At 41.6% G+C, this 22,632-nt stretch carries 21 protein-coding genes; 9 read left to right on the forward strand and 12 right to left on the reverse strand.

Translation table 11 applies throughout. From position 1 onward, the window contains the following. Nucleotides 1-110: 110 nt before the first annotated feature. The gene (locus JMX96_RS01980) at nucleotides 111-383 is read right to left on the reverse strand and encodes an HU family DNA-binding protein (protein ID WP_045445077.1); all 273 of its coding nucleotides are present in this window, start codon (nucleotides 381-383) and stop codon (nucleotides 111-113) included. 524 nt (nucleotides 384-907) lie between these two features. On the opposite strand from JMX96_RS01980, the gene JMX96_RS01985 reads away from it, so the two are divergent. The 8 genes from JMX96_RS01985 (at nucleotide 908) to fdx (ending at nucleotide 8,064) form a co-directional block, all read left to right on the forward strand. Beyond that, nucleotides 908-1,552 carry a hypothetical protein gene (locus JMX96_RS01985; protein ID WP_201566976.1) on the forward strand — a complete coding sequence of 215 codons (645 nt, stop codon included), beginning with the start codon at nucleotides 908-910 and terminating at the stop codon, nucleotides 1,550-1,552. A gap of 394 nt (nucleotides 1,553-1,946) precedes the next feature. Further along, complete coding sequence (locus tag JMX96_RS01990; RefSeq protein ID WP_057759222.1) at nucleotides 1,947-2,456, forward strand: Rrf2 family transcriptional regulator; 510 nt, start codon at nucleotides 1,947-1,949, stop codon at nucleotides 2,454-2,456. Beyond that, nucleotides 2,453-3,679: an IscS subfamily cysteine desulfurase gene (locus JMX96_RS01995; RefSeq protein WP_057759220.1), complete on the forward strand. Its 1,227-nt coding sequence runs from the start codon at nucleotides 2,453-2,455 to the stop codon at nucleotides 3,677-3,679. The genes JMX96_RS01990 and JMX96_RS01995 overlap by 4 nt, the downstream gene beginning before the upstream one ends. Before the next feature lie 154 nt (nucleotides 3,680-3,833). Next, on the forward strand, nucleotides 3,834-4,244 hold the full coding sequence (iscU, locus tag JMX96_RS02000) for a Fe-S cluster assembly scaffold IscU (RefSeq protein WP_057759218.1): 411 nt from the start codon (nucleotides 3,834-3,836) through the stop codon (nucleotides 4,242-4,244). 227 nt (nucleotides 4,245-4,471) lie between these two features. Next, nucleotides 4,472-4,792, forward strand: a complete 321-nt coding sequence (gene iscA, locus JMX96_RS02005; RefSeq protein ID WP_021814983.1) for an iron-sulfur cluster assembly protein IscA — start codon at nucleotides 4,472-4,474, stop codon at nucleotides 4,790-4,792. 173 nt (nucleotides 4,793-4,965) lie between these two features. Then, the gene (gene hscB, locus JMX96_RS02010; RefSeq protein ID WP_201566978.1) at nucleotides 4,966-5,547 is read left to right on the forward strand and encodes a Fe-S protein assembly co-chaperone HscB; all 582 of its coding nucleotides are present in this window, start codon (nucleotides 4,966-4,968) and stop codon (nucleotides 5,545-5,547) included. 211 nt (nucleotides 5,548-5,758) lie between these two features. Further along, nucleotides 5,759-7,639 carry a Fe-S protein assembly chaperone HscA gene (gene hscA / locus JMX96_RS02015; protein WP_201566979.1) on the forward strand — a complete coding sequence of 627 codons (1,881 nt, stop codon included), beginning with the start codon at nucleotides 5,759-5,761 and terminating at the stop codon, nucleotides 7,637-7,639. Nucleotides 7,640-7,725: 86 nt separating this feature from the next. Then, nucleotides 7,726-8,064 carry an ISC system 2Fe-2S type ferredoxin gene (gene fdx, locus JMX96_RS02020; protein ID WP_101206134.1) on the forward strand — a complete coding sequence of 113 codons (339 nt, stop codon included), beginning with the start codon at nucleotides 7,726-7,728 and terminating at the stop codon, nucleotides 8,062-8,064. A gap of 97 nt (nucleotides 8,065-8,161) precedes the next feature. On the opposite strand, the gene JMX96_RS02025 is transcribed toward fdx, so the two are convergent. The 5 genes from JMX96_RS02025 to JMX96_RS02045 all read right to left on the reverse strand — a co-directional run bounded on the left by JMX96_RS02025 (nucleotide 8,162) and on the right by JMX96_RS02045 (nucleotide 15,833). Then, nucleotides 8,162-9,583: an adenylate/guanylate cyclase domain-containing protein gene (locus JMX96_RS02025; protein WP_201566980.1), complete on the reverse strand. Its 1,422-nt coding sequence runs from the start codon at nucleotides 9,581-9,583 to the stop codon at nucleotides 8,162-8,164. Nucleotides 9,584-9,894: 311 nt separating this feature from the next. Next, nucleotides 9,895-10,326 (reverse strand): HIT domain-containing protein, encoded by a 432-nt coding sequence (locus tag JMX96_RS02030; RefSeq protein ID WP_045445060.1) that lies wholly within the window; start codon nucleotides 10,324-10,326, stop codon nucleotides 9,895-9,897. A gap of 150 nt (nucleotides 10,327-10,476) precedes the next feature. After that, nucleotides 10,477-14,187 (reverse strand): transcription-repair coupling factor, encoded by a 3,711-nt coding sequence (mfd, locus tag JMX96_RS02035; RefSeq protein WP_201566981.1) that lies wholly within the window; start codon nucleotides 14,185-14,187, stop codon nucleotides 10,477-10,479. 217 nt (nucleotides 14,188-14,404) lie between these two features. Next, nucleotides 14,405-14,923, reverse strand: a complete 519-nt coding sequence (rraA, locus tag JMX96_RS02040; RefSeq protein ID WP_201567241.1) for a ribonuclease E activity regulator RraA — start codon at nucleotides 14,921-14,923, stop codon at nucleotides 14,405-14,407. Nucleotides 14,924-15,131: 208 nt separating this feature from the next. After that, nucleotides 15,132-15,833, reverse strand: coding sequence for an NAD-dependent epimerase/dehydratase family protein (locus JMX96_RS02045; protein ID WP_201566982.1), 702 nt, complete (start codon nucleotides 15,831-15,833; stop codon nucleotides 15,132-15,134). A 464-nt stretch (nucleotides 15,834-16,297) separates the two neighbouring features. On the opposite strand from JMX96_RS02045, the gene rpsT reads away from it, so the two are divergent. Continuing rightward, on the forward strand, nucleotides 16,298-16,564 hold the full coding sequence (rpsT, locus tag JMX96_RS02050; protein ID WP_010200097.1) for a 30S ribosomal protein S20: 267 nt from the start codon (nucleotides 16,298-16,300) through the stop codon (nucleotides 16,562-16,564). A 154-nt stretch (nucleotides 16,565-16,718) separates the two neighbouring features. On the opposite strand, the gene JMX96_RS02055 is transcribed toward rpsT, so the two are convergent. From JMX96_RS02055 to rpsA, 6 genes are all read right to left on the reverse strand, one after another. Continuing rightward, a complete protein-coding gene (locus JMX96_RS02055) occupies nucleotides 16,719-17,555 on the reverse strand; it encodes a histidine phosphatase family protein (protein WP_201566983.1) in 837 nt (278 codons plus the stop codon). Between the two features lie 158 nt (nucleotides 17,556-17,713). Continuing rightward, on the reverse strand, nucleotides 17,714-18,511 hold the full coding sequence (locus JMX96_RS02060) for a metallophosphoesterase (protein WP_227676852.1): 798 nt from the start codon (nucleotides 18,509-18,511) through the stop codon (nucleotides 17,714-17,716). A gap of 225 nt (nucleotides 18,512-18,736) precedes the next feature. Continuing rightward, a complete protein-coding gene (gene pyrF / locus JMX96_RS02065) occupies nucleotides 18,737-19,435 on the reverse strand; it encodes an orotidine-5'-phosphate decarboxylase (protein ID WP_201566986.1) in 699 nt (232 codons plus the stop codon). Between the two features lie 104 nt (nucleotides 19,436-19,539). Then, nucleotides 19,540-19,953 (reverse strand): lipopolysaccharide assembly protein LapA domain-containing protein, encoded by a 414-nt coding sequence (locus tag JMX96_RS02070; protein WP_201566988.1) that lies wholly within the window; start codon nucleotides 19,951-19,953, stop codon nucleotides 19,540-19,542. 62 nt (nucleotides 19,954-20,015) lie between these two features. After that, the gene (locus JMX96_RS02075) at nucleotides 20,016-20,321 is read right to left on the reverse strand and encodes an integration host factor subunit beta (RefSeq protein ID WP_057759195.1); all 306 of its coding nucleotides are present in this window, start codon (nucleotides 20,319-20,321) and stop codon (nucleotides 20,016-20,018) included. Between the two features lie 324 nt (nucleotides 20,322-20,645). Further along, on the reverse strand, nucleotides 20,646-22,334 hold the full coding sequence (gene rpsA, locus JMX96_RS02080) for a 30S ribosomal protein S1 (RefSeq protein WP_057759193.1): 1,689 nt from the start codon (nucleotides 22,332-22,334) through the stop codon (nucleotides 20,646-20,648). Between the last annotated feature and the right edge of the window lie 298 nt (nucleotides 22,335-22,632).

The following is a 22,632-nucleotide window of genomic DNA, read 5'->3' on the forward strand; positions in this document are numbered from 1 at the left end:
CAAACTATAGCGATAAAAAAAGCACCTAAATATTAGGTGCTCTCTTCGATGGCTAGCTCATTACCTCAGCTATAGACCACCGACTATCGTTTTACGCTTAAAAAATCGGCTTAGTTCAAGCGCTCTTTTAAGTTTTTACCAGCTTTGAAGCTTGGTACTTTGCTTGCTGGAATGCTTAGCTCTTCGCCAGTCTTAGGGTTACGACCAGTGCGTGCTTTGCGATCTTTTACACTGAAAGTACCAAAACCAACTAATGAGATGCTATCGCCAGCTTCTAGCGCTTCGCCAACACTTTCCATAACAGCGTTTAGTGCATCACCAGCTTGGGTTTTATTTAGACCACTTTTGTCTGCGATGCTATCAATTAATTCTGACTTATTCATAAAATTTCCTTCAAGTTTAAGGGGGTAATAAATGCTCACGCCAAGTATTGTAACGCTCTCATGGTGCTTACGCAATAAAAACTACCTAACTGGCGCATTAACAGGTTCTTCTTTGTTATCGTCTTTATATCAAGGCAGCATAAGGAGCGCAAGCGATTTTACATATTTTTGTGCTCTACACTACGTATTTGACACCTAATGTTACGCAAAGCGTTAGGAATTTATATATAAGTGGCTCTGCATAACTGAGACGATTGGCTTTCCTATTTTCTACGCTTTGACAGATTTGTCAATTGCCGTCTGTGCATTGCTATGCATTAAGTTTGTATATTACTGGTCATAAATAAGAGTGTCTTTATTGACTGCTAAATTGTAATGTAATAGTTTAGCCACTACAGAAACTAGCGTTACTTTTTATTATAAAGACGTTACTATAAGCAAAATATCACTGCAAGTCTTGGGCAAATACAGACTTCTGTTTGCTCAATATCTAAAACTTGCTAAATAAAAAACGGATTACTTACATGAAGCGTTCTACGTTGTCTCACTCTTTTCTTAATATCATTTTAGTATTTATCGAGTCGGCGCTGACATTACTGTTACGTTTGGATCCTGAATTGCGTAAAGCCGCTTATCCGCTTGCTAAGCAAGGCACCGTGGTGGCGCTTCGCCTGTATTTACCGCATGTAGAAGTATTTGCCACCTTTAGTACCAAAGGCGTGTTACTAGATGCCCAGCTGCCGATTGGTCGTAGTGAGCCTGACGTGGTTATCAATGCCTATAGCATTCAAGTTATCAACGCCATCACCACTCATGATAGCGAAACCACTGAAAAGCTACAGATGCGCGGTGAGTCGATTCAAGTACAACTGATCAAACAGTTTATTATGCAACTTGGGCTTGGCAGCTTGATTCAGGGGCTGATTAAAAAGATAAAGGGTGGTAAAGCCAAAACCAAACCTACAGAAGCTGATTTGGAAGAAAAAAAGAATAACTATAAACTTCGTATTAAAGAACAGCAAACACAGATTAATACCCTGACCATTAAAAACCGTGAACTTGAAACAACCGTAAAAGAATTACAGAGCAAACAAAAGACGTTGATGATTGTCACTGTTGTTGCCCTCGTCATTATGATCGGCTCAGTCATCGCACTATTAATGAATTAGTTTTGGTTCGCTGAATTACCTATAAATAAGCGTTCAATGTCTTCTATAGATATTGAACGCTTATTTTTTACTTCGTTAAATGTATCTGAGCAGACAAATAAAGCTGCTTATGTCTCACTCATATATCTCTTCTAAACATCATTGTTTTTATCAATTACAGCAATAAGCTTGATTAACCATTGAACCACACTTTAATCTTGACTAAATTACTCGGGATTAAGTATAATTACCTCAATCGTTGCACACATCGGGTTAATCATCTGTTGTTCAATAACGATAAGACAAAACTTAGCTGACGTATTATTGGTTGCTCTTTTTATCTTATGAGCGCTGATTTAAACCTTTGGCTAAGATCGTTGTTAAACATAAATGACATTAAGTTTGGAGATAACACATGCGTTTGACTACTCGGGGCAGATACGCTGTTACCGCATTATTAGATTTGGCATTACAGACCAGCCAACAAGACAGTGCTGTATCATTATCCGATATCGCCAAACGGCAATCGATTTCAATCTCGTATCTTGAACAGTTATTTTCTAAGCTCCGCAAACGCGGCCTTGTCACGAGTATTCGCGGTGCTGCAGGTGGTTATCACCTAGCTAAACCATTGAATGAGATAGATGTGATGAGCATCATATCTGCGGTTGATGAGTCAGTGAACGCGATGCAATGTGAAGGACGTGGTGACTGTCAAGGTGGTACAATGTGCCTAACTCACGATCTGTGGTGTGCACTATCAAACCATATCGAACAGTACTTGAAAAATATAACATTAGCGCAATTATTAGATATGGAAAACGTGCAGTCAGTCTCAGAGCGTCAGCACACCTCTACAAAAGATATTTCCATAAAAGACATTAATACTATTACTCTATCGAACAGCGAGGCAAACCCAGCATGAGCCAACATAACAACCTTATATACTTAGATTATGCCGCCACTACCCCAGTTGCTAAATCAGTAGCTGCTAAAATGAGCGAGTATTTGACTGTAGATGGTGTCTTTGGTAACCCAGCTTCACGCTCACATGGTTACGGCTGGCAAGCGGAAGAAGCAGTAGAAACTGCTCGTGGTCAAGTTGCTGAAGTTATCAACGCTGATCCACGCGAAATCGTCTTTACTTCTGGTGCAACTGAGTCTGACAACCTAGCCATTAAAGGTGCAGCACATTTTTATCAGTCTCGTGGCAAACATATCATTACCAGTAAAATTGAGCACAAAGCTGTATTAGATACCTGCCGCGAGCTTGAGCAAGAAGGTTTTGAAATTACGTATCTTGAGCCACAGCCAAGCACAGGTCTTATCCTGCCAGAGCAAGTAAAAGAAGCACTACGTGATGATACGATTTTAGTATCACTTATGATGGTGAACAATGAGCTTGGTACTATTACTGATGTTGCAGCGATTGGTGAAATCACTCGCGAAGCTGGTGTGGTTTTCCATGTTGATGGCGCACAGTCTGTTGGTAAAGTAAAAATCAATCTTGAAGAAATGAAAATTGATTTGATGAGCTTCTCAGGTCATAAAGCATACGGCCCTAAAGGTATCGGCGCATTGTTTGTTCGTCGTAAGCCACGTATCCGCTTGAAAGCTGAGCAACATGGCGGTGGTCATGAGCGCGGTATGCGTTCAGGTACTTTACCAACGCATCAGATCGTTGGTCTAGGCGCAGCATTTGCTTTAGCTAATGAAAGCTATGAAGCCGACCATGCACATGCAGCCAAACTACGTCAAAAGCTTTGGGATGGCCTACAAGATATCGAAGAGATTTACTTAAACGGTGATCTTGAGAATAGCGTACCAAATATTGTAAACATCAGCTTTAACTTCGTTGAAGGCGAGTCATTGATGATGTCACTTAAAGACTTAGCTGTATCATCAGGTTCAGCCTGTACGTCAGCGACGCTTGAGCCATCGTATGTACTACGTGCTATTGGTCGCCCAGATGAATTGGCACATAGCTCAATCCGCTTTAGCTTCGGCCGTTATACTACTGATGAAGACATCGATACTGTTATCAAACAGATGCATGAAGCCGTTGATAAACTACGTGCTCTATCACCACTTTGGGATATGTACCAAGAAGGTGTTGATTTAAACTCAGTCGAGTGGGCTGAGCATTAATTTCTAATATAGCTTTTTAGTATAGCTAGCAATATATATTTATTAAACAATTGATCAGACAATTAAATTAAGCGTTTGACCCCAATTATCGATGAGTAGTTAGACACTTAAAGTTGATAAACGACTACTCATCATCTAACTAGGAGAAAACCCCATGGCCTATAGTGACCAAGTTATTGATCATTACGAAAACCCACGCAACGTTGGTAATCTTGATAAAAACGCCAAAAACGTTGGTACCGGCATGGTCGGTGCCCCAGCATGTGGCGATGTGATGCGTCTACAAATCCAAGTCGACGATAATGGTATTATTGAAGATGCACGTTTCAAGACTTATGGCTGCGGTTCAGCGATTGCTTCAAGCTCACTTGTTACTGAGTGGCTAAAAGGCAAAAGCTTGGATCAAGCTGGCGAAATCAAAAACAATGATATCGCTCAAGAGCTAGCATTACCACCAGTAAAAGTGCATTGCTCTGTACTTGCAGAAGACGCTATTAAAGCCGCTATTAGCGACTATAAAGGTAAGCATGGCGTAGCAGCTCCAGCAGAAGAAGCTGCGATTTAATCTAGGCTAAGCCTGCTAGCGTATGCGCTACGTTGTACTAGCAACGCTAAAGTAGCAATGTATAATCGCTACTGACGCTAAAGAGGTGACAATGACACTTATGTAATTGTCACCTTTTGTTTTCTAATAGTCGCAAGCCTATTGTTTTGGCAATCTTGTAATTCTGATTGTCAGTTTATCTAGATTTTTTTATTGATATTTATGATTAATAGTCAATGGGAGTTGGCATGATTGAAATGACAGAACGCGCCGCTCAGCATGTTCGAGACTTTTTGGACAATCGCGGCAAAGGCGAAGGCATTCGAGTTGGTATCCGTACGGCGGGTTGCTCAGGCTTAGCTTACGTTTTAGAGTTTGTAGATACCCCTGATGAAAACGACACGCGTTATGAAAGTCGCGGTGTTAGCATTTTCATTGATCCTAAAAGCCTCGTATATTTAGACGGCCTGTTGATGGATTACGAAAAAGAAGGTTTAAACGAAGGCTTTAAATTCACCAACCCTAACCAAAAAGGTGAATGTGGTTGCGGTGAGTCGTTTACAGTTTAATTTTTCAATGGCTGAAAACTAATAGATTTGTGCTTCAGCAAGCTTTCATAAGAACAGTGCAGTATCTCTGCTATCGCTATGAAAAATGGCTAATTTAGTTAGGTAGCCAAGCGATTCAGTATTCTTAGCTAGGTCATGACTTCAAAATAAATAAAAAAGCAAGGCATCAGATTATGACAGATATTATTTCAGAACCACAGTTTGATAACTTCTTTGCCCTATTTGAGCAGCCTGTACAATTTGAAATCAATCAAAGCAGTCTAGAGCAACGTTTGCGATTGCTGCAGAAACGCTTTCATCCTGATAATGTTGCTAAAAATCAGGCTGATATGGTTCAAGCACAGTTGCAGTCTGAAAAAGCGTCGGCTTTAATCAATCAAGCGTATCAAACACTAAGCGCTCCTGATAGCCGTGCTGGTTATTTATTAGACATGGCGGATCAAGCACAAAATATAGAGCACTCAATCGCAGACTTGGACTTTTTAGAAGATGCGATGCAGATGCGTATGGATCTAGATGATGCTATCGAAGACAAAGATCTGTCAGCCTTGCAGCAATTACACCCTCAAATTACAGAGCGTCTAGCAAATCAATCTGAGCGCTTTAATAATGCTTATCAAAATCAAGATTGGCAAACAGCGATTGATGCGACACAGAAGCTAAAATTTTTAGTTAAGCTAGATGCTGATGTGACGACGGGGCTTGATGATGTTGCAAATTCATCGCATTCAGATGACGATGACTTATACGTCTAAACATCTGTGGTTATGGCTCTCACTAACAAGCTAAATTCTATATATTTGGTTAAAATAGTGACCGTGATACCGTATAATCTTTGAGTCTAAGCGCATTAAACTGTCAGAATCTATCTTCTTTATGGAATGAGATTACCGACGTTAAGCTCTCGTACTGCATATGCTATATTTGCTCCATTTCACTTATTCATTTTATCTCTGAGTTATCCTTATGTCTTTAATGCAAATTGCTGAACCCAATCAAAGCGCTCAACCTCATCAACATAAATTTGGCTTGGGCATTGACCTTGGTACTACACGCTCGTTGGTTGCTGTGGTGCGTTCAGGTAAGGCACAAGTCTTAGAGGCAGGCGCAGCGACAGATACATTATTACCGTCGGTAGTTTATTATCCAGCGACTGGTACGCCATTGGTCGGCTATGATGCCCTAGCTCATTTAGCGGATGATCCAAAAAATACGATCGTCTCGGCTAAGCGTTTTATGGGTCGTAGTCAAGCTGATATCAAATTTTCTCATCCTTATGAGCTGTCTGGTAACAAAGACGATATGCCCGCCTTCGTAACTGCTCAAGGCGAGGTTTCTCCTGTTGCAGTATCGGCGCGTATCTTAGCCGCTCTTGAGCAACGTGCAGCGAGTGCCCTACCTGCAGATAGCATTGAAGGTGCCGTGATTACGGTTCCCGCTTATTTTGATGAAGCACAGCGTCAAGCAACCAAAGATGCCGCTCAAGCAGCGGGTATCAATGTACTTCGCTTGTTGAATGAACCAACGGCGGCAGCGGTTGCTTATGGTCTTGACCAATCATCAGAAGACAGTAAAAAAGAGAGCTATTACTTAATCTATGATTTGGGCGGTGGTACTTTTGATGTCTCTATCTTAAAGCTTACAGATGGTGTCTTTGAAGTATTGGCAACTGGTGGTAATAGCGCACTAGGTGGTGATGATATCGATCGCCTTATTACCAATTGGATGATTAAACAATTAAATATCGACCCAAAAGACGTAAGCTTGCACGACAAATCAATACTAGCTCAACAAGCCAAGGCTTATAAACAAGCATTGACTGACGCTGAGCAAGTGGACATCAATGTCACTGTCAATGATCAATCTTATCAAGGCGTATTAAGCCGTACAGATGTACTAACTATCGTAGAGCCTGTTAGTCGCCGTACGCTAAGTGTGTGCGAACAAGTCCTACGCGATGCCAAGCTGTCGACTACAGATCTAGATGAAGTTATCTTAGTGGGCGGCTCGACTCGTATGCCTGCCGTACAGCAAGTCGTGACTGAGTTTTTTGCTAAGCAGCCACTTTGCCGTCTGAATCCAGATGAGGTTGTTGCCTTAGGCGCTGCCCAGACTGCTCATCAATTGGTTAACGGGGATAGTGATAATAATTTGTTATTATTGGATGTGACGCCATTATCATTAGGTCTTGAAACCATGGGCGGTTTGGTCGAAGTGCTCATCCCACGCAATACACCTATTCCTGTGAAGAAACGTCAAGTGTTTACCACGTATCAAGATGGTCAAACAGGCATGGTGATTCATGTGGTGCAAGGTGAGCGCGAGACGGTAGAAAACTGTCGCTCACTTGGACGTTTTGAGCTGTATGGCATCCCGCCAATGAAAGCTGGGTTTGCTCGTATCGAAGTTACCTTTAGCATCGACGCTAACGGTCAGCTTACTGTCAGTGCACAAGAAACTACGACCAAAACAGAAAGCAAAATCGAAATCGTGCCTTCTTATGGTCTATCAGATGAGCAGAAAGAACAGTTGCTGATTGCAGGGTTTAAACACGCAGAAGAAGATAAAAATGCACGTTCTTTGATTGAGACAAAAGTAGAAGCGGAACGTGAAGTACTTGCCCTAGAGTCGGCACTTAACGAATTTGCGTCATTACTCTCTGTCGAAGAACAACAGTCACTAGCAGAGCATATACAAGCGCTACGTAATTCTCTTAGCACTGATGACCTAGCGCTTATTGAAACGCAACAAGCACAGCTCAAGCCACATAGTGATGCATTTGCTACACGTATTATGAATCAAAGCGTCAAGACCAGTATGGCAGGTACTAGTGCCAAAGACTGGTAATAAATACATCGACATATATAGCTTAACTGACACGTTAAGCTAACTTCTAATATTTTTTAAATTGATTAGCATCGGACAGATAATTTATGCCAAAAGTTACCGTACTACCCCATCACGAAATTTGCCCTGAAGGCGCAGAAGTTGAGCTACAAGCTGGTGAAAACTTATGCAAAGCACTATTAGAAAAAGGCATTAAAATTGAGCATGCCTGTGAGATGTCAAAAGCTTGTACCACATGCCATGTTGTAGTACGCAAGGGTTTCAACAGTTTGGATGAGATGGATGATATCGAAGCGGATCTGCTTGATCGTGCTTGGGGACTAGAGCCTGATTCACGTTTATCTTGTCAGGTCATGCTTGATGATGAAGACTTGACCATCGAAGTTCCTAAATATACCCTCAATCATGCTAAAGAAAACCATTAAACACTGATAATACTTCCTAGTTAAGATTAAAAAAGGCCAGCTATGTGATAGCTGGCCTTTTTCTATATATGACTTTAATATATTAAGCTTGAAACGCTTATTTACGATTGGCATCTTCACGCTTACTTTCTGCAGCTATGCCCTTTACTACTTTTTCTTCCTCTTGCTCGATGCGTTCTAGCGCAAAATTTAAACGAGCTCTAATATCTTGATAATCATTGTCTTTCATATCTTTAAAATTCAAATGCAAATTGAAACCAGGCAATGTGTGATCGACCCATTTAGACAGATGACCTGTACTGGCACTAGGGTCAAGTACTTGCCATGCATCGACCTTTTCATCAATACCCTTCAAACAAAATGCGGCAACGTGCTCGCATTCATAGTTATGGCATATATAATCGTAAGTGCTTTCACTGACCAATATCTGATCTTTGCCCGCACAGGACTCAAGCCTAGAGGCTAGGTTGGCTTCTTTGCCAATGATGGTATAGCTTAGTCGACTATTACTACCAAAATTACCAACGTGACAGTAGCCAGTGGTGATACCAACACGTATATATAAGCCTTCAAACCCCATTAGCCGCCATTTCTGGCGTAAGGTACGCATTTCTCGGCGCATATCAATTGCCATTGCCGCACAATCTAGTGCATCTTGACGCGAGCCACGGCTATTCGGTTCACCAAAGAAACACACCATACCATCGCCGATGAACTTATCAAGCACTGCACCATGTTTATCAGCGATTGACGTCATACAATGCATATAAGTATTGAGGATGTCTGCCAAGTTGTCAGAGCTTAGACTATCAGACAGCTCGGTAAAGCCGACAATATCTGAAAACATGATAGTTATTTTTGCGCGTTTATTAGAAACCCTAACAGGGCTATCCGATTTGACAATAGGTTCCCAAATTTGTGGTGGTACAAAACGGGTAAGCTTATTGATCACTGATACCATCGTGCTTAGGCGTCCACTAGCCTGATGGGCACGTGCTTTAAAAATAATATGTTGCTGATAGATACGCCAGAACTGGTACAAAATAACGCCTAAACTTGCCACCATTACTATCAATGGTAATAGACCTTCATCAAAGTCCATACTATTCGCATTTAAGACTGTGCTGACATAATAAAATACAATGATCGTCACGGCAGATACGGATAACAGTCTGAGGTGATTCTCAGGTCGGCTAAGAATGATACGTACACCAATCAAAGCAGCCAAACTGATTGATATGACCGTACAGCATTGTAGTGAGCCAATGACAACCGATAATAGAATAATAACGATGTTAGACGTCCAAAAGCTGGTCTGACGTCGGTAGTTGTATATCAGGATCATGAGGCTTGGCAATGTGATAATAACCAATAGTGCCATTGAGATAGAGCGGAAGTCGTAGTATATAGCCCGCAAAACAACCGTCAGTATTAACACGAACACTTCTGGATAGTCAAAATGACATGTCCCAGTGTCCTTTAACGGTGTCATTGGTTTAAATGTCTCTGAGAAGGTCATATGAGATTCACTTGAATAAGGTGAGCTATCTGAGAGACAAAGGCATACTACACTAACATATGTACGTTATTTGTCCTTATGACGATTTATCATAAGATATATCTAATAATATATTATACTTTCGAAATAAGTTTAAGCAAGGTTACTGATGACTACGAGGCGACCTTTTGTCTAGTTTATTCCCTCCTTTACAGTTTTTATTCAAATTTAAATAAAAAGAGAGGCCAGATACATTTACGTATCTAGCCTCTCTTTTTACATATTGAATTTAAATTTAATCTATTCTTATTAAAGACAGATTGGAATAATAATTACATTTGCCAATCAAACGGCATTTGGTGATGACCACGTAGCGCCATCATCAATGTTTGCTGCATTTGCGCCAATACTTCTTTAGTATAAGGTATCGCAGGAACCCCCCATACTGGATTGGGCCATTGCATATCATTCTGATAGCGGACAATATGATGAAAATGAAGCTGTGGTACTTGATTACCAAGGGCTGCCACATTCATTTTATCAGCTTGAAAGGTTTTGGCTAGCTGACTCGACAACCAGCTAGACTCTCGTAAAAACTGTGTTTGGTCTGCTTCAGACAGCTCATACAGCTCTTTAATACCCGATACGCGTGGCACTAATATCAGCCAAGGAAATTGGCAGTCATTGATTAAACGACAAGTGGATAATGGAAAATCCCCCACTAAAAAACTATCAGCAGCAAGTTTATGATGAAGTTGGAACATAATGACGGTTCTCTTGTTGTTTAATGCAAATAAAATACAGAAAGTTAAAAAGTTAGTTTGGCTATTTTATCAGTTATCTGGTTGATAAAATAGCACCATGATTTATTGCCTTGGAATGACTACCTAACCTACTTGATATCCAGCTATATACTAAGCAGGCTCTGTCACCATATGCTCGCTAAAATAGCGCAGCAGTTCTTGTATGACCGTCACGCGCTGTTGTGGTGTGGCCAGTTTATCGCTATTTTGATAACGGATACCAGATGCGCCATTCATACGATAATGCTGACCATTTGATTGGATCAACTTGATAATCGCTAACGCATCAACTGGAGTATCAGGCGCAAATTCCAGCGTCATACTACTACTATTGGCATCGATTTTGTTGATCTTGAGCGGCTCTGCTTGTAAGCGTAATCCATGAATGGCGAATAGCTGCTTGGTTTGATCTGGCAATGTCCCAAAGCGATCTATCATTTCCGTACGAATATCCGTCAATGCCTCTTTATCATCGGTATTGCTAATACGCTTATAGAACAATAAGCGCTGATGCACGTCATGTAGATACCCCTCTGGAATGAGGGCTGAGCTATGTAGATTAATCTCACTGGTCAACGACAACGGCGTATTTAAATCAGGCTCCTTGCCAGCTTTAATGGCTTTAGTCGCACGCTCAAGCATATCCATGTATAAACTAAAACCTATCGCCTGCATATTGCCACTTTGCTGCTTACCCAATATCTCCCCTGCACCGCGAATCTCTAAATCCTCACTTGCCAACATAAAGCCTGCACCTAACGTATTGGCACGCTCAATCGCATGCAAACGGCGCTTGGCATCGCCTTTGAGTCCTTTAAGGGAAGGCACTAGTAAGTAACAATACGCTTGATGATGACTACGTCCTACTCGACCACGCAGCTGATGTAATTGCGCAAGACCAAACTTATCTGCACGCTCAATGATGATCGTATTGGCATTGGGCACATCAATACCCGTCTCGATAATGGTAGAGCAAACCAACACGTTGAACTTTTTATGATAAAACTGCTGCATGATCTGCTCAAGTTGGCGCTCTTGCATTTGCCCATGAGCTACTCCTACTCTTGCTTCTGGCACTAGGTCACGAATGGTCTCTGCCATACGCTCGATACTAGCAACATCATTATGTAGCAAATATACCTGCCCACCACGCAGAAGCTCACGCAATATGGCTTCTTTCATCAAGGCTTCTGTCTTTTGCATCACAAAAGTTTTGATGGCAAGACGACGGGCAGGCGGTGTGGCGATAATCGACATATCACGCATGCCTGAGAGCGCCATATTAAGCGTTCTAGGGATAGGGGTCGCGGTCATAGACATACTATCTACATCTGTCTGAATCGCCTTGATACGCTCCTTATGACGCACTCCAAAGCGATGCTCTTCATCAACAATCATCAGGCCAAGGTTGGCAAATTTCACATCTGGTTGTAGCAGTTTATGAGTACCAATGACGATATCCACTTTGCCAGCAGCCAAATCAGCCAATACCATTTCTTGATGTTTTTTGCCGCCAAAGCGCGATAAGCTTTCAATGCGAACTGGCCAATCGGCAAAACGATCGCGGAAATTGTCTTCATGCTGACCAGCAAGCAATGTGGTAGGCACAAGTACGGCAACCTGATAGCCAGCACTAACGGCAATAAACGCTGCTCGCATCGCGACTTCTGTTTTACCAAAACCAACGTCACCGCAAATAAGACGATCCATCGGTTGGTTTTGTCTCATATCTTCCATAACCGCATGAATGGCATTAGCTTGGTCAGCGGTTTCTTCAAAGGCAAACTGACTGGCAAATAGCTCATACTGCGATGGGTCTATCTTGAAATGAATTCCAACTTTGGCCTCACGTCTTGCCTGCATATTGAGTAATTCAGCAGCGACGTCATGAATCTGCTCTAATGCTTTTTGCTTGGCTCGATCCCATTTACCACTACCAATCTTATGGAGTGGTGCTAAGGCCGGATCGCCGCCACTATAGCGACTAATCATTTGCAGATTAGCAACTGGCACATAGATACTAGCGTCATCAGAATATTTTAAGTGGATAAACTCTTGCTCGCCATCGCCCACATCTAAGGTAATCAAACCATTATAACGACCAATACCGTGCTCGATGTGAACCACTGGGCTGCCGTCTGTTATCTCAGTGACGCTCTTGACCAAGAATTCTTCTGATACACCGCTTTGACGACGACGGCGCGTCTGTAAAACTTGACGACCAAACAGCTGCGTCTCACTAATCAACACCAAGCGCTCAGGCACATAGACACCACGTTCGAGTGGTGCGACAGTCAAACCAACATGCGGCAAATGACTGTTATTAATAGCATTGGTTTTATCAGCCGCTAAAAATGCCTCAAAGCTATCGTACGCCTTGATATCAATCTTGCCTTTGAACAGTTCAATGAGAATCTCGCGACGGCCTGCAGTCTCTGCAACGATTAGTACGGGTGTTGAAGTCTTTGATTGCGTATCCAAGAAGTCGAGCAATTCAGATAATGGTTCAGACTTTTGATGATTGACTGCTAACTGTGGCGGTTCTTGAGCACTTAATGTCACTAGTCCTTGTTGTTTAGTGACACTCGATGGCAATGGTATTTGTGATGCGTCTGTAGCTTCCAACGCTGACACATCATTCATCATAGCCAGTTCATCACGAGCACTTAATATTACTCTTGGATACTGGTTTAGTTGCTCGTTAAGCGCGTTAGATAATAGATACAGCATTGCTGGCTCTACGATAGGCTTATCAATATCATGTCTACGCTCTTCATAGCGACGCTGGATTTGTGACCAGTAATCAGCTTGTTTTTCATTGATTAACTCATCGGTGATAAACAATGCATCGCTTGGTAAATAGGAGAATAAGCTACTCTCTGCTTCCCAGTCTTTTAAGTCAAAAAATAGCGGCTGATAGTACTCTAATCCACTACTTGCAATCCCTGCCATCACGTCTTTATGTAGCTCAGACTTGCGGCTACTGGTATTGGGGAACATCGCAGCAAAGTTCGTGCGGAAGGTCTCACGCCCTTCATCAAGCGGAAACTCTTTTGCAGGCAAGATTTGAAATTGGTCGATAGGCTTAGAGATATCTGGCATTTTGTGCAGTAGTGACAATGACTCTTTCGCCATACTGGTATCGTTGCCCGTTAACATCGCCTTAAGGTCGTCAGGGGTCAATGTACGCTGCGTTTGAGGATGAAAAAAGCGAATGGTTTCGATTTCATCATCGAACAAGTCTAAACGTAGCGGAAAAGGCTGACCCATGGCAAAAATATCAATAATACTGCCACGTACTGCAAACTCACCTGGTTCAAAGACATTTTCAACCGCGCGATAACCTGCTTTTGCCAATAGCCCTCGCTGGGTATTGATATCAAAACGATCGCCGACACTCAAATCAAAATGCTGTCCAATTAACCAACTTGGCGGTGCGACGCGATGCATGAGGGCTTGTATCGAAATAAGTAGCACGCCCGTTTTTGGCATATCCGTCAACAGATTTATGCGTTCGCTAACGATGTCTTGATGCGGTGATAGCTCATCATAGGTTAGCGTTTCCCAGTCAGGGAATACATAAGCATCGACTCCGCAAAATGCCAGCTCAGTCTCTATTTGATTGAGTTGGTTTTGGTCACGTGCCACCACAACTTTTAGGCGCTCGGCAACATTCCACATAGGTGTTTGCACCAAGCTTGCCAACCATAAACTGCTGACCGCACCATGGACAGGCGCTAGCCAACGCCGCTCGGCATTTTGGATAGGAAACAACTGCTGGTTAATAGGGTCAAACGCGTCAGTCAAAGCAGTAATAGGCATAAAGAGTAGGATCAAAGTTAAGGAGTCAGAAAGCTATTATACGAATATTTGAGCAATTACCAAAACTTATGCCGTAACGGTTTGTCACTTAAGAGTTTACTCATTAATGATTGAGGGTTAACAACGATTATTGCGCTTTAACTGTCGTTACATAACAAAAAACCCCAACTTATCAGCTGAGGTTTTCGTTTTTACTAATCAAGCCAAGCCTAAAACTTCAGCTGATAAGTGGTTTATCGCTAGCGATGATGCCATTGTTATCCGCATAAACAAACATACCCGAATTCAACGTCAAATCACCAAAACTAATTTCGATATCCGTTTGACCTTCATCACGGCGGGTTGATTTGCGCGGGATACAACCAAGCGCCATCACACCAATATCCATCGCTGCCATGTCATCAACATCGCGGACACAACCATATACAACAACCCCAGCCCAGCCATTATCGATAGCCGATTGTGCAATCATATCACCCAGCAATGCACAGCGCATAGAGCCGCCACCATCCACAACCAACACTTTGCCATGGCCGTCTTTATCTTTGCCATCGCTATTCAGCAATGATTTGACACAGCTATTGTCTTCAAAGCACTTAACCGTCACGATTTCACCGCAGAATCTGTCTTTTGCGCCAAAACGACGGAATGACTTACCTTCAATATTTGGTAGACATACTTGTGACTCAGGATTGGCATCCAACAGATCACAAGTCACAAAATTCTCTCTATCCATTTGTATCGATGCTGACATTGCTCCTGCTCCTTATTTTAGTGTTTCAACTGACTGGTTTTTCAATACTTATCGATGCTTTGATAATAGTTATTGTATTTTTTACTCTTGTATTCTTGTTCTAATGCAATCTTGTCCTAACACAATTAAAAATCGATATCTGTAACTTTCCAGTTGTAAGACTGAATCTATCACTAGAAAAACTGTCCTTTTATTTTTTAACACGGGTCATCGCTAGCATCTGCTTATTTTCGATAATGTCGATATGCTTGATTTGAGGTTCAGTACGGTACTTACTACGATGATATATATCATGAGCACTCATGGCCATAGCACTAGCAACGCGTTTAGCCGAGATAGGATGTAACGATAGTGACTCTGACACGAGCGGCGAAATGAGTTTAAAGGCTTTTTGGCCAATGCTTTCAAGTGGACGACCTTTATGCTTACCAAGCAATAATGACGGACGAAAGACGACCAGCTGGCCAAAATCTAACGCCATAACAGCCTGCTCTGTCTCAGCCTTGACTCGATTGTATAAAAAACGACTGTCAATATCCGCATTCATTGAGGAGAGTAAAAAGAAATTTTCTACCCCCTTATCACGACATAAGTTGGCAAAATTTACATTATAGTCTCGATCTACCTTGCGAAAAGCCTCATCACTACCAGCTTGTTTTTTTGTTGTACCCAAACAACTAAAAGCGTCCGTGGTTCGATCGGCACCAACACTTGCAAACACTTCAGAGAGATTATCAAAATCATTGATTTGATAAAAACGCATGCTGGCATTAATGTAGCGTGGCGGGCGGCGGGCAATCACAATCAATGTGTCATAAAGCTCACTCAGTTGCTTTACCAAATGCTGCCCTACTAACCCCGTTGCGCCAATCACAATTGCTTTTCGCTGCATACCCTATCCACTTATATAACATTAGATGAACTATATTGATGAGAAAATACCTATATCAAGGCCTATCGTTAGAATATCATACCTAAATTCCTCAATAACTGACGCTATTATATAGGATATATTGTAAGAGATTTTATCAACCCTCTACGTCTATCAACGCTTACTATTGATTTAGTTACTAGAATGACCCGAATTCGATGATATTACGTAACTTCTTTGAGCATTAATCATCAAATATATTGTCCTTAGTTCAATAATTTGCTAAGATAATCGGCTTTACACGTCAACGCTGTTTAATTATTCCAAACAGCTCTGACGCTTACGATGATCTATTCATATTAGATACTTTAATATCAGACATCGACATCATATTTGACGAGACGGCTGCTCGTCACCGATGATTGTTAAACCCATTATTGCAATCAACATTCATATTTTTATCTATCTTTATCAAGGAGATACGCGTGGCTAATACTGCACAAGCTCGTAAACGCGCCCGTCAAAACACCAAACGTCGTCAGAACTCTGCGTCACAACGCTCTATGGTTCGTACTTACTTAAAACGTGTTGATGCGGCTATCGCAGCTAAAGATTATGACGCGGCTACCGAAGCTTACAAAAAAGCGGTACCAGTTCTTGATCGTATGGCTGACAAAGGTATTATTCATAAGAATAAAGCTGCTCGTCGTAAGAGCCGCCTAAACAAAACAATCAAAGGCCTACAAGCTTAAGATTTGTATTGATTAGACCGCATTTCGCTTTTATAGCGTAATGACTAAAACCTTGTCACTGGTTCTAATACCGTGGCAAGGTTTTTTTATGCCTATTCAAAACGTATTCAACGAATAGTTGCTATATCAACTCATTCAATGTTTGAACAAAGCATCAATCCCACTGCACTTCTGGCGGCAATAGCAACTTGCTAGGATGGTAACCAGCTGCACGATAACCGTCTAACAATGAACTAATCGGCCGAGTATATACCTGACCTCGCCAAATAAAATGCGCGCTCGCTTGATTAAATGGCTTATCATCAAACCATAAAAACACACCTTCCATCATCTTCGGCCAATCATTCCAATCAATCTCTACCACATCGAACATAACTGCTAAGAACGCAGATAACAACGTGTCATGACTCACAGCAAGCATCAGATGGCCGTGCTGCGGCTGATTCTGATAAAAAAGCGACAGAATATCCAAACCGCCTTGATAGGTGTTTTTGGTCCCTTCCAAATTGCCTTGCAAAAAGCGATTGATAAAGTTTAGGACGCCAATTTCTTTGAACACAGGATTGGCTATTTCAGGCTCAGTGACGAGACTGCCAGGCTCAACTAACAATGATTGATGCGTAATGTCACGCCGTAGTCCTGCCCCTTCTTGCATCAGCTGCGCGGTATCGATACAACGCCCAATAGGACTAGAGATACTATCGACGTCGAGCGAATATGGTAAATGACCTGATAACCACCGACCCCAAGACTTTGCCAGTATGCGACCTTTGGGAGTCAACGGCAACTGATAGCTAGCAAAACCATTACCGTCAGAACGCTCGCGTAAAGAGTGCCTAGTAAATAAAATCAACCGCTTATTTTCAGGCAATAGGCTGACAGAGGAAATCATACTATCTGGTAGGTGCGAAGGTGCAGGCGCGCTTGGGGTGTGACTCGCAAGCTTGTCAGCAGATATTTTGGACAGGGTGTTATTTAGATATTTACTCATGATAGCAAGCCTAGCAGATTTCTTATCAGGAATGAACCACAGACAAATCTAGTTGCAATATATCTTATAAATACTCTGCACTCTTTAAAAAAAACGCTTTATTCAAAAGAGTCTATACCTAGAATAAATGAATATTTGCCAGATATTTGCACACGGTCCTAGCCAATATCAATGACTTTGTCCCACGCGAACTCTAGTGCAGTACTACTGACCTCATTAGGATAGGCTCGTGGATTGACGATCACTCGCGTATTACCAAGTTTATAATCAAATGCTTCATGAGTATGTCCATGTACCCAAAGCATCGGTGCCCAATCCTCATTCATCCATCCTGACAAGTCACTGACAAAAGCCGCATTACTCGGTAGATTGGCATACTTTTCAGACACCGATAATGCACTGACACTATGATGACTCATGACTACTGTTTTTTTACCAAGTTTATGAGATTCCATCAAAGCTTGCTGTAACCAATGACGATGTTCAGCATGAATCTGCATAGATATTTCAGGCGAAAACAGCTCATTGCCTGCGTAAATCTGCTTGTAGTCACGCATAAAATGCCTAGCAGCAGCCATGGTGTCTTCATTAGCATGATACTGATAGTCGGTCCAAAGCGTACAACCTAAAAGGCGTATATCACCGATATCGATATGCTGACATTGTAAGACGCGAACCCCTTTTTTAGACGCAGTATCATAGTTATCCCAAGTTGCCAGTTTATGGTCAAAGCTCAATACGTCTTCATCAAAGTATTCATGATTACCAGCGATAGTAATCAGGGGAACTTCTAAGCGCGCCGCTTGTTCTTGCAGCCACGGCATGCCTTTGTCGCTATTAGCAGTATCTCCTGCTACTAATACTAAATCTGCATCAGTTTTAGGAATATGTCCAACGGGGTGCGACTGACGTGCATAACTATCAATATGTAAGTCACTCAATATCTGTAATTTCATATTATCCAACATCATTTAGTGGCGTTATTATTAAAAATCTAATTAGCGATAAACACTCATAGCAGTACTACTGATATTTAGCTACATGAGCGTCTTTAATATAGTTATTATATTTTAGAAAGGTTGTAAGAATAAATTTAAGTAGTGTAGCAGCTTTTTCTATACCGTCAAAAAGTAAAAAGACAGCCATTTAGGCTGTCTCTTTTTCTCAACATCTATTCAAACTTAAATACTTTGAAGTATTGTCTGTAGTTTAGCAGCAGGGTCTGAGGCTTGAGTGATCGAACGGCCAATGACTAAATAATCAGAACCGTCTATTAGCGCCTGACTTGGTGTACAGATACGTTTTTGATCATCTGCATTGTCTTCAGCTAAGCGAATACCAGGCGTTACCAGTTTGAAGTCTTGACCACATAATGCTTTGAGTGCCTTTGCTTCTTGAGCCGAACAAACTACCCCATCAAGACCAGCTTGCTTGGTCAATTGTGCTAGTCGGCTTACTTGGGTATCTAAGCTATCAGTGATGCCTGTTTGCATCAACGCTTCACTATCCATAGAGGTTAATACAGTGACTGCGATAAGTAAGGTATCAAGATCTCTATCTAGCAAACGCTGTTTTGCCAACGACATGGCTTCTAGACCTGCGCTAGCATGGACATTCACCATCCAGACACCAAGTTCAGCGGCAGCCAATACTGCTTGAGCAGTAGTATTAGGAATGTCATGGAATTTTAAGTCTAAGAACACTTCAAAATCACGTTGATGCAATGCCTTGATGATATCAGGACCACAACGGGTAAACAGCTCTTTACCGACTTTCAATCGACATTGAGACGGATCTAACTGGTCAGCTAACGCTAGAGACGCCTCTACCGTCATATTATCTAGAGCGACGACAATTGGAGAGTTAATTACATTATTCATGGTTTTACCATATATTTTGAAGTTATCAAAGTATTGTATTTGAGGTCAGTACTGCGATTTTTGAGCTATTACCTAGCAGATCACATAAAAGATTACCTAACGACTTAATCTCGTCTACGCTTAGACAGAGTAGAGCCTTCAGTTAGGCTAGTTGCGTCACTACTTTGACTTTGCACATTGGCAGCAGAAGCACCATAAACAGCTTCATCTACTGTTGGCGCGCTTGCTTGACGATCGATAACTGTATTAGCTTGAGTCAATTGCTCTTGCAGGTTTGCGTTTGCTTTTTGCAGACGTGAGATTTCCCACTTATTCTGTAGCACACGAAAGATAAGCAATGCCAGTAAAATACCAATAACAATACCTAGCATCAAACACAAAATAAGTAGCAACCCTAGATTCATCGTAGGTGCTTGTGAAAACAGCAGGTTGACTCCGACCTCAGTATTATTTGCCAATACCAAACCAAGTGAATAGGCAAAGCTCAAGAATAGCAATACAAATAGTAGAAAGCGCATGAGACAGTTACCTCAGTTTGGAATGATAAATTTTGACGGTTCGATAGTGGGTGCTGGTTTAATTAACCGTTTGCTACCGTATCGTTTACTGCTTCGCGTAGAGCCTTACCTGGCTTAAAATGCGGAATCGCTTTAGCCGGTACAGGTACGCTTTCACCTGTCTTAGGATTGCGTCCCATACGGGCACGGCGGTGATGTAGACAAAAACTACCGAATCCGCGAACTTCGACTCGGCCATCATTGGCTAAAGTATGGGTCATCAAGTTTAAGATTTCACGCACTGCGTCATCAACCACGGTATCTGCCATGTTGTCACAGTTTGCACTCAAATTACTAATAAATTCGGATTTGTTAATCGCTTGCTGCATTATTACGCTTGCCTTGTTGATTGATGGATAAGCTGATGATAAGTCAACGCTCTATAGTACGTAAATGCGTTTGGATAACTAAACTATATATACTGAATCTTTGGAAACTAACATTCAGAATCATATTATGACTATAAAAAGCTTATAACTATCATCTCGTTACTCAATGGTGCAAATGATAGCGGATATTAGCGTAAATGGGAATAAGAGTTTGCCCATTTGGCTAAAAACCTCTATTACTAACTGTGTTAATAAAATCTAATCATAAAAAAAAGCGACCGAAGTCGCTTTTTTTATATTACTTTTATATCAATAGTTTGCAGCTTACTGCATTTGCTCTTTGATCAAATCACCAATAGTTTTTGGTTGTGCATCAGAACCTGGAGCAGCAGTAGTGTTCGTGCTACCAAGATCTTTAATCGCTTGACGCTCTTCAGCTTCGTCTTTCGCTTTGATAGACAAGTTGATGTTGCGTGTTTTACGATCAACACTGATGATTTTCGCTTCAACGTCATCACCAACAGTCAGATGCTTAGTTGCATCTTCAACGCGGTCACGTTGGATTTCAGAAGCACGTAGATAAGCTTCAACTTCGTCAGCAAGTTCGATAGTAGCACCTTTAGCGTCTACTTCTTTTACTTTACCATTAACGATAGCACCACGGTCATTGTTGACTAGGTATTCGTTGAATGGATCAGAGCTTAACTGCTTAACGCCTAGGCTGATACGGTTAGCTTCTGCATCTACAGACAATACCATTGCTTCAACGGTGTCACCTTTGTTGTAGTTACGGATAGCATCTTCGCCAGTTTCGTTCCAAGAGATATCAGATAGATGAACAAGACCATCAATACCACCGTCTAGACCGATAAAGATACCGAAGTCAGTGATTGATTTGATAGTACCAGTGATTTTATCACCGCGCTCATGTTTCTTATCAAACTCATCCCATGGGTTAGCTAGAGTTTGTTTGATACCTAGGCTAATACGACGACGTTCTTCATCGATATCAAGAATCATTACTTCAACTTCATCGCCCACTTGAACCACTTTAGATGGGTGGATGTTTTTGTTGGTATGATCCATTTCTGATACGTGTACTAGACCTTCAATACCTTCAGAAATCTCAGCGAAACAACCATAATCAGTCAAGTTGGTTACGCGAGCTTTTACAACACTACCTACTGGGTAAGTGCCGCCAACGTTATCCCAAGGATCAGTACCAAGTTGTTTTAGACCTAGGCTAACGCGGTTGCGTTCACGGTCAAACTTCAGTACTTTAACTTTTAGGTCTTGGCCAACTTCAACAACTTCAGATGGATGCTTGATACGGCGCCATGCCATGTCAGTGATGTGCAATAGACCATCGATACCACCTAGATCAACGAACGCGCCGTAATCAGTAAGGTTCTTAACGATACCTTCGATCTCGATGCCTTCTTCAAGCTTGTTCAATAGCTCTTCGCGCTCAGCTGAGTTTTCAGCTTCCATAACTGCACGACGGCTAACAACAACGTTGTTGCGTTTCTGGTCAAGTTTGATGACTTTGAATTCTAGCTCTTTGCCTTCAAGATGCGTTGTATCACGGATAGGACGTACATCTACCAATGAACCTGGTAAGAACGCGCGTACTGAACCGATATCTACAGTGAAACCGCCTTTAACTTTGCTTGAAATGATACCTTTAACGATTTCATCGTTATCAGCGATTTTTTCAAGGAAGTTCCAAGTTTCAACACGTTTAGCTTTCTCACGTGACAGCAAGGTTTGACCCATGCCGTTATCAACCGCTTCAACTACGACATCAACGCTATCGCCAACTTCAACTTCAAGTTCGCCTTCTTCGCTTAAAAACTCTTCACGAGCGACGATACCTTCAGATTTAAGACCAGTATCTACTGTGATCCAATCGCTATCGATGGCCACAACAGCACCTGTAATAACCGAGCCACGCTCGATATCTAGGCCCTGCTCTTCAATGCTCGCTTCAAATAGTTCAGCAAATGATTCCATTATGTCTACCTTTGTATAGCCGTATCCTGTCCAGCACAGTACGGATCAAATTTATGATTGTATAGAACGAAATACTGGTTTTATATCCCATGCAATCATATAAAAAAACGTTTGTTGATAGCGAGCTCATCGTAATTAAAACTGACTAACAACAACTGTCTTATATCGAATGCAATATCTTGAATAAACTAAGTTTTTCTTATTGCTTCAATAAAATTTAACTTAACCGTATTATTTTATACTAAAACAATGATTAATAGGAAACTTTTTAGTACTTAATATGTTGTTTTTACTAGCT

The organism is Psychrobacter sp. JCM 18900, assembly GCF_904846625.1.
In the GTDB taxonomy this organism is placed as follows: Bacteria; Pseudomonadota; Gammaproteobacteria; order Pseudomonadales; family Moraxellaceae; genus Psychrobacter.

Excerpts from the sequence above, each read along its gene's own strand:
- JMX96_RS01980 (WP_045445077.1), bottom strand. The coding sequence starts at position 383 with ATGAATAAGTCAGAATTAATTGATAGCATCGCAGACAAAAGTGGTCTA.
- JMX96_RS01985 (WP_201566976.1), top strand. The coding sequence starts at position 908 with ATGAAGCGTTCTACGTTGTCTCACTCTTTTCTTAATATCATTTTAGTA.
- JMX96_RS01990 (WP_057759222.1), top strand. The coding sequence starts at position 1,947 with ATGCGTTTGACTACTCGGGGCAGATACGCTGTTACCGCATTATTAGAT.
- JMX96_RS01995 (WP_057759220.1), top strand. The coding sequence starts at position 2,453 with ATGAGCCAACATAACAACCTTATATACTTAGATTATGCCGCCACTACC.
- iscU (WP_057759218.1), top strand. The coding sequence starts at position 3,834 with ATGGCCTATAGTGACCAAGTTATTGATCATTACGAAAACCCACGCAAC.
- iscA (WP_021814983.1), top strand. The coding sequence starts at position 4,472 with ATGATTGAAATGACAGAACGCGCCGCTCAGCATGTTCGAGACTTTTTG.
- hscB (WP_201566978.1), top strand. The coding sequence starts at position 4,966 with ATGACAGATATTATTTCAGAACCACAGTTTGATAACTTCTTTGCCCTA.
- hscA (WP_201566979.1), top strand. The coding sequence starts at position 5,759 with ATGTCTTTAATGCAAATTGCTGAACCCAATCAAAGCGCTCAACCTCAT.
- fdx (WP_101206134.1), top strand. The coding sequence starts at position 7,726 with ATGCCAAAAGTTACCGTACTACCCCATCACGAAATTTGCCCTGAAGGC.
- JMX96_RS02025 (WP_201566980.1), bottom strand. The coding sequence starts at position 9,583 with ATGACCTTCTCAGAGACATTTAAACCAATGACACCGTTAAAGGACACT.
- JMX96_RS02030 (WP_045445060.1), bottom strand. The coding sequence starts at position 10,326 with ATGTTCCAACTTCATCATAAACTTGCTGCTGATAGTTTTTTAGTGGGG.
- mfd (WP_201566981.1), bottom strand. The coding sequence starts at position 14,187 with ATGCCTATTACTGCTTTGACTGACGCGTTTGACCCTATTAACCAGCAG.
- rraA (WP_201567241.1), bottom strand. The coding sequence starts at position 14,923 with ATGGATAGAGAGAATTTTGTGACTTGTGATCTGTTGGATGCCAATCCT.
- JMX96_RS02045 (WP_201566982.1), bottom strand. The coding sequence starts at position 15,833 with ATGCAGCGAAAAGCAATTGTGATTGGCGCAACGGGGTTAGTAGGGCAG.
- JMX96_RS02055 (WP_201566983.1), bottom strand. The coding sequence starts at position 17,555 with ATGAGTAAATATCTAAATAACACCCTGTCCAAAATATCTGCTGACAAG.
- JMX96_RS02060 (WP_227676852.1), bottom strand. The coding sequence starts at position 18,511 with ATGAAATTACAGATATTGAGTGACTTACATATTGATAGTTATGCACGT.
- pyrF (WP_201566986.1), bottom strand. The coding sequence starts at position 19,435 with ATGAATAATGTAATTAACTCTCCAATTGTCGTCGCTCTAGATAATATG.
- JMX96_RS02070 (WP_201566988.1), bottom strand. The coding sequence starts at position 19,953 with ATGCGCTTTCTACTATTTGTATTGCTATTCTTGAGCTTTGCCTATTCA.
- JMX96_RS02075 (WP_057759195.1), bottom strand. The coding sequence starts at position 20,321 with ATGCAGCAAGCGATTAACAAATCCGAATTTATTAGTAATTTGAGTGCA.
- rpsA (WP_057759193.1), bottom strand. The coding sequence starts at position 22,334 with ATGGAATCATTTGCTGAACTATTTGAAGCGAGCATTGAAGAGCAGGGC.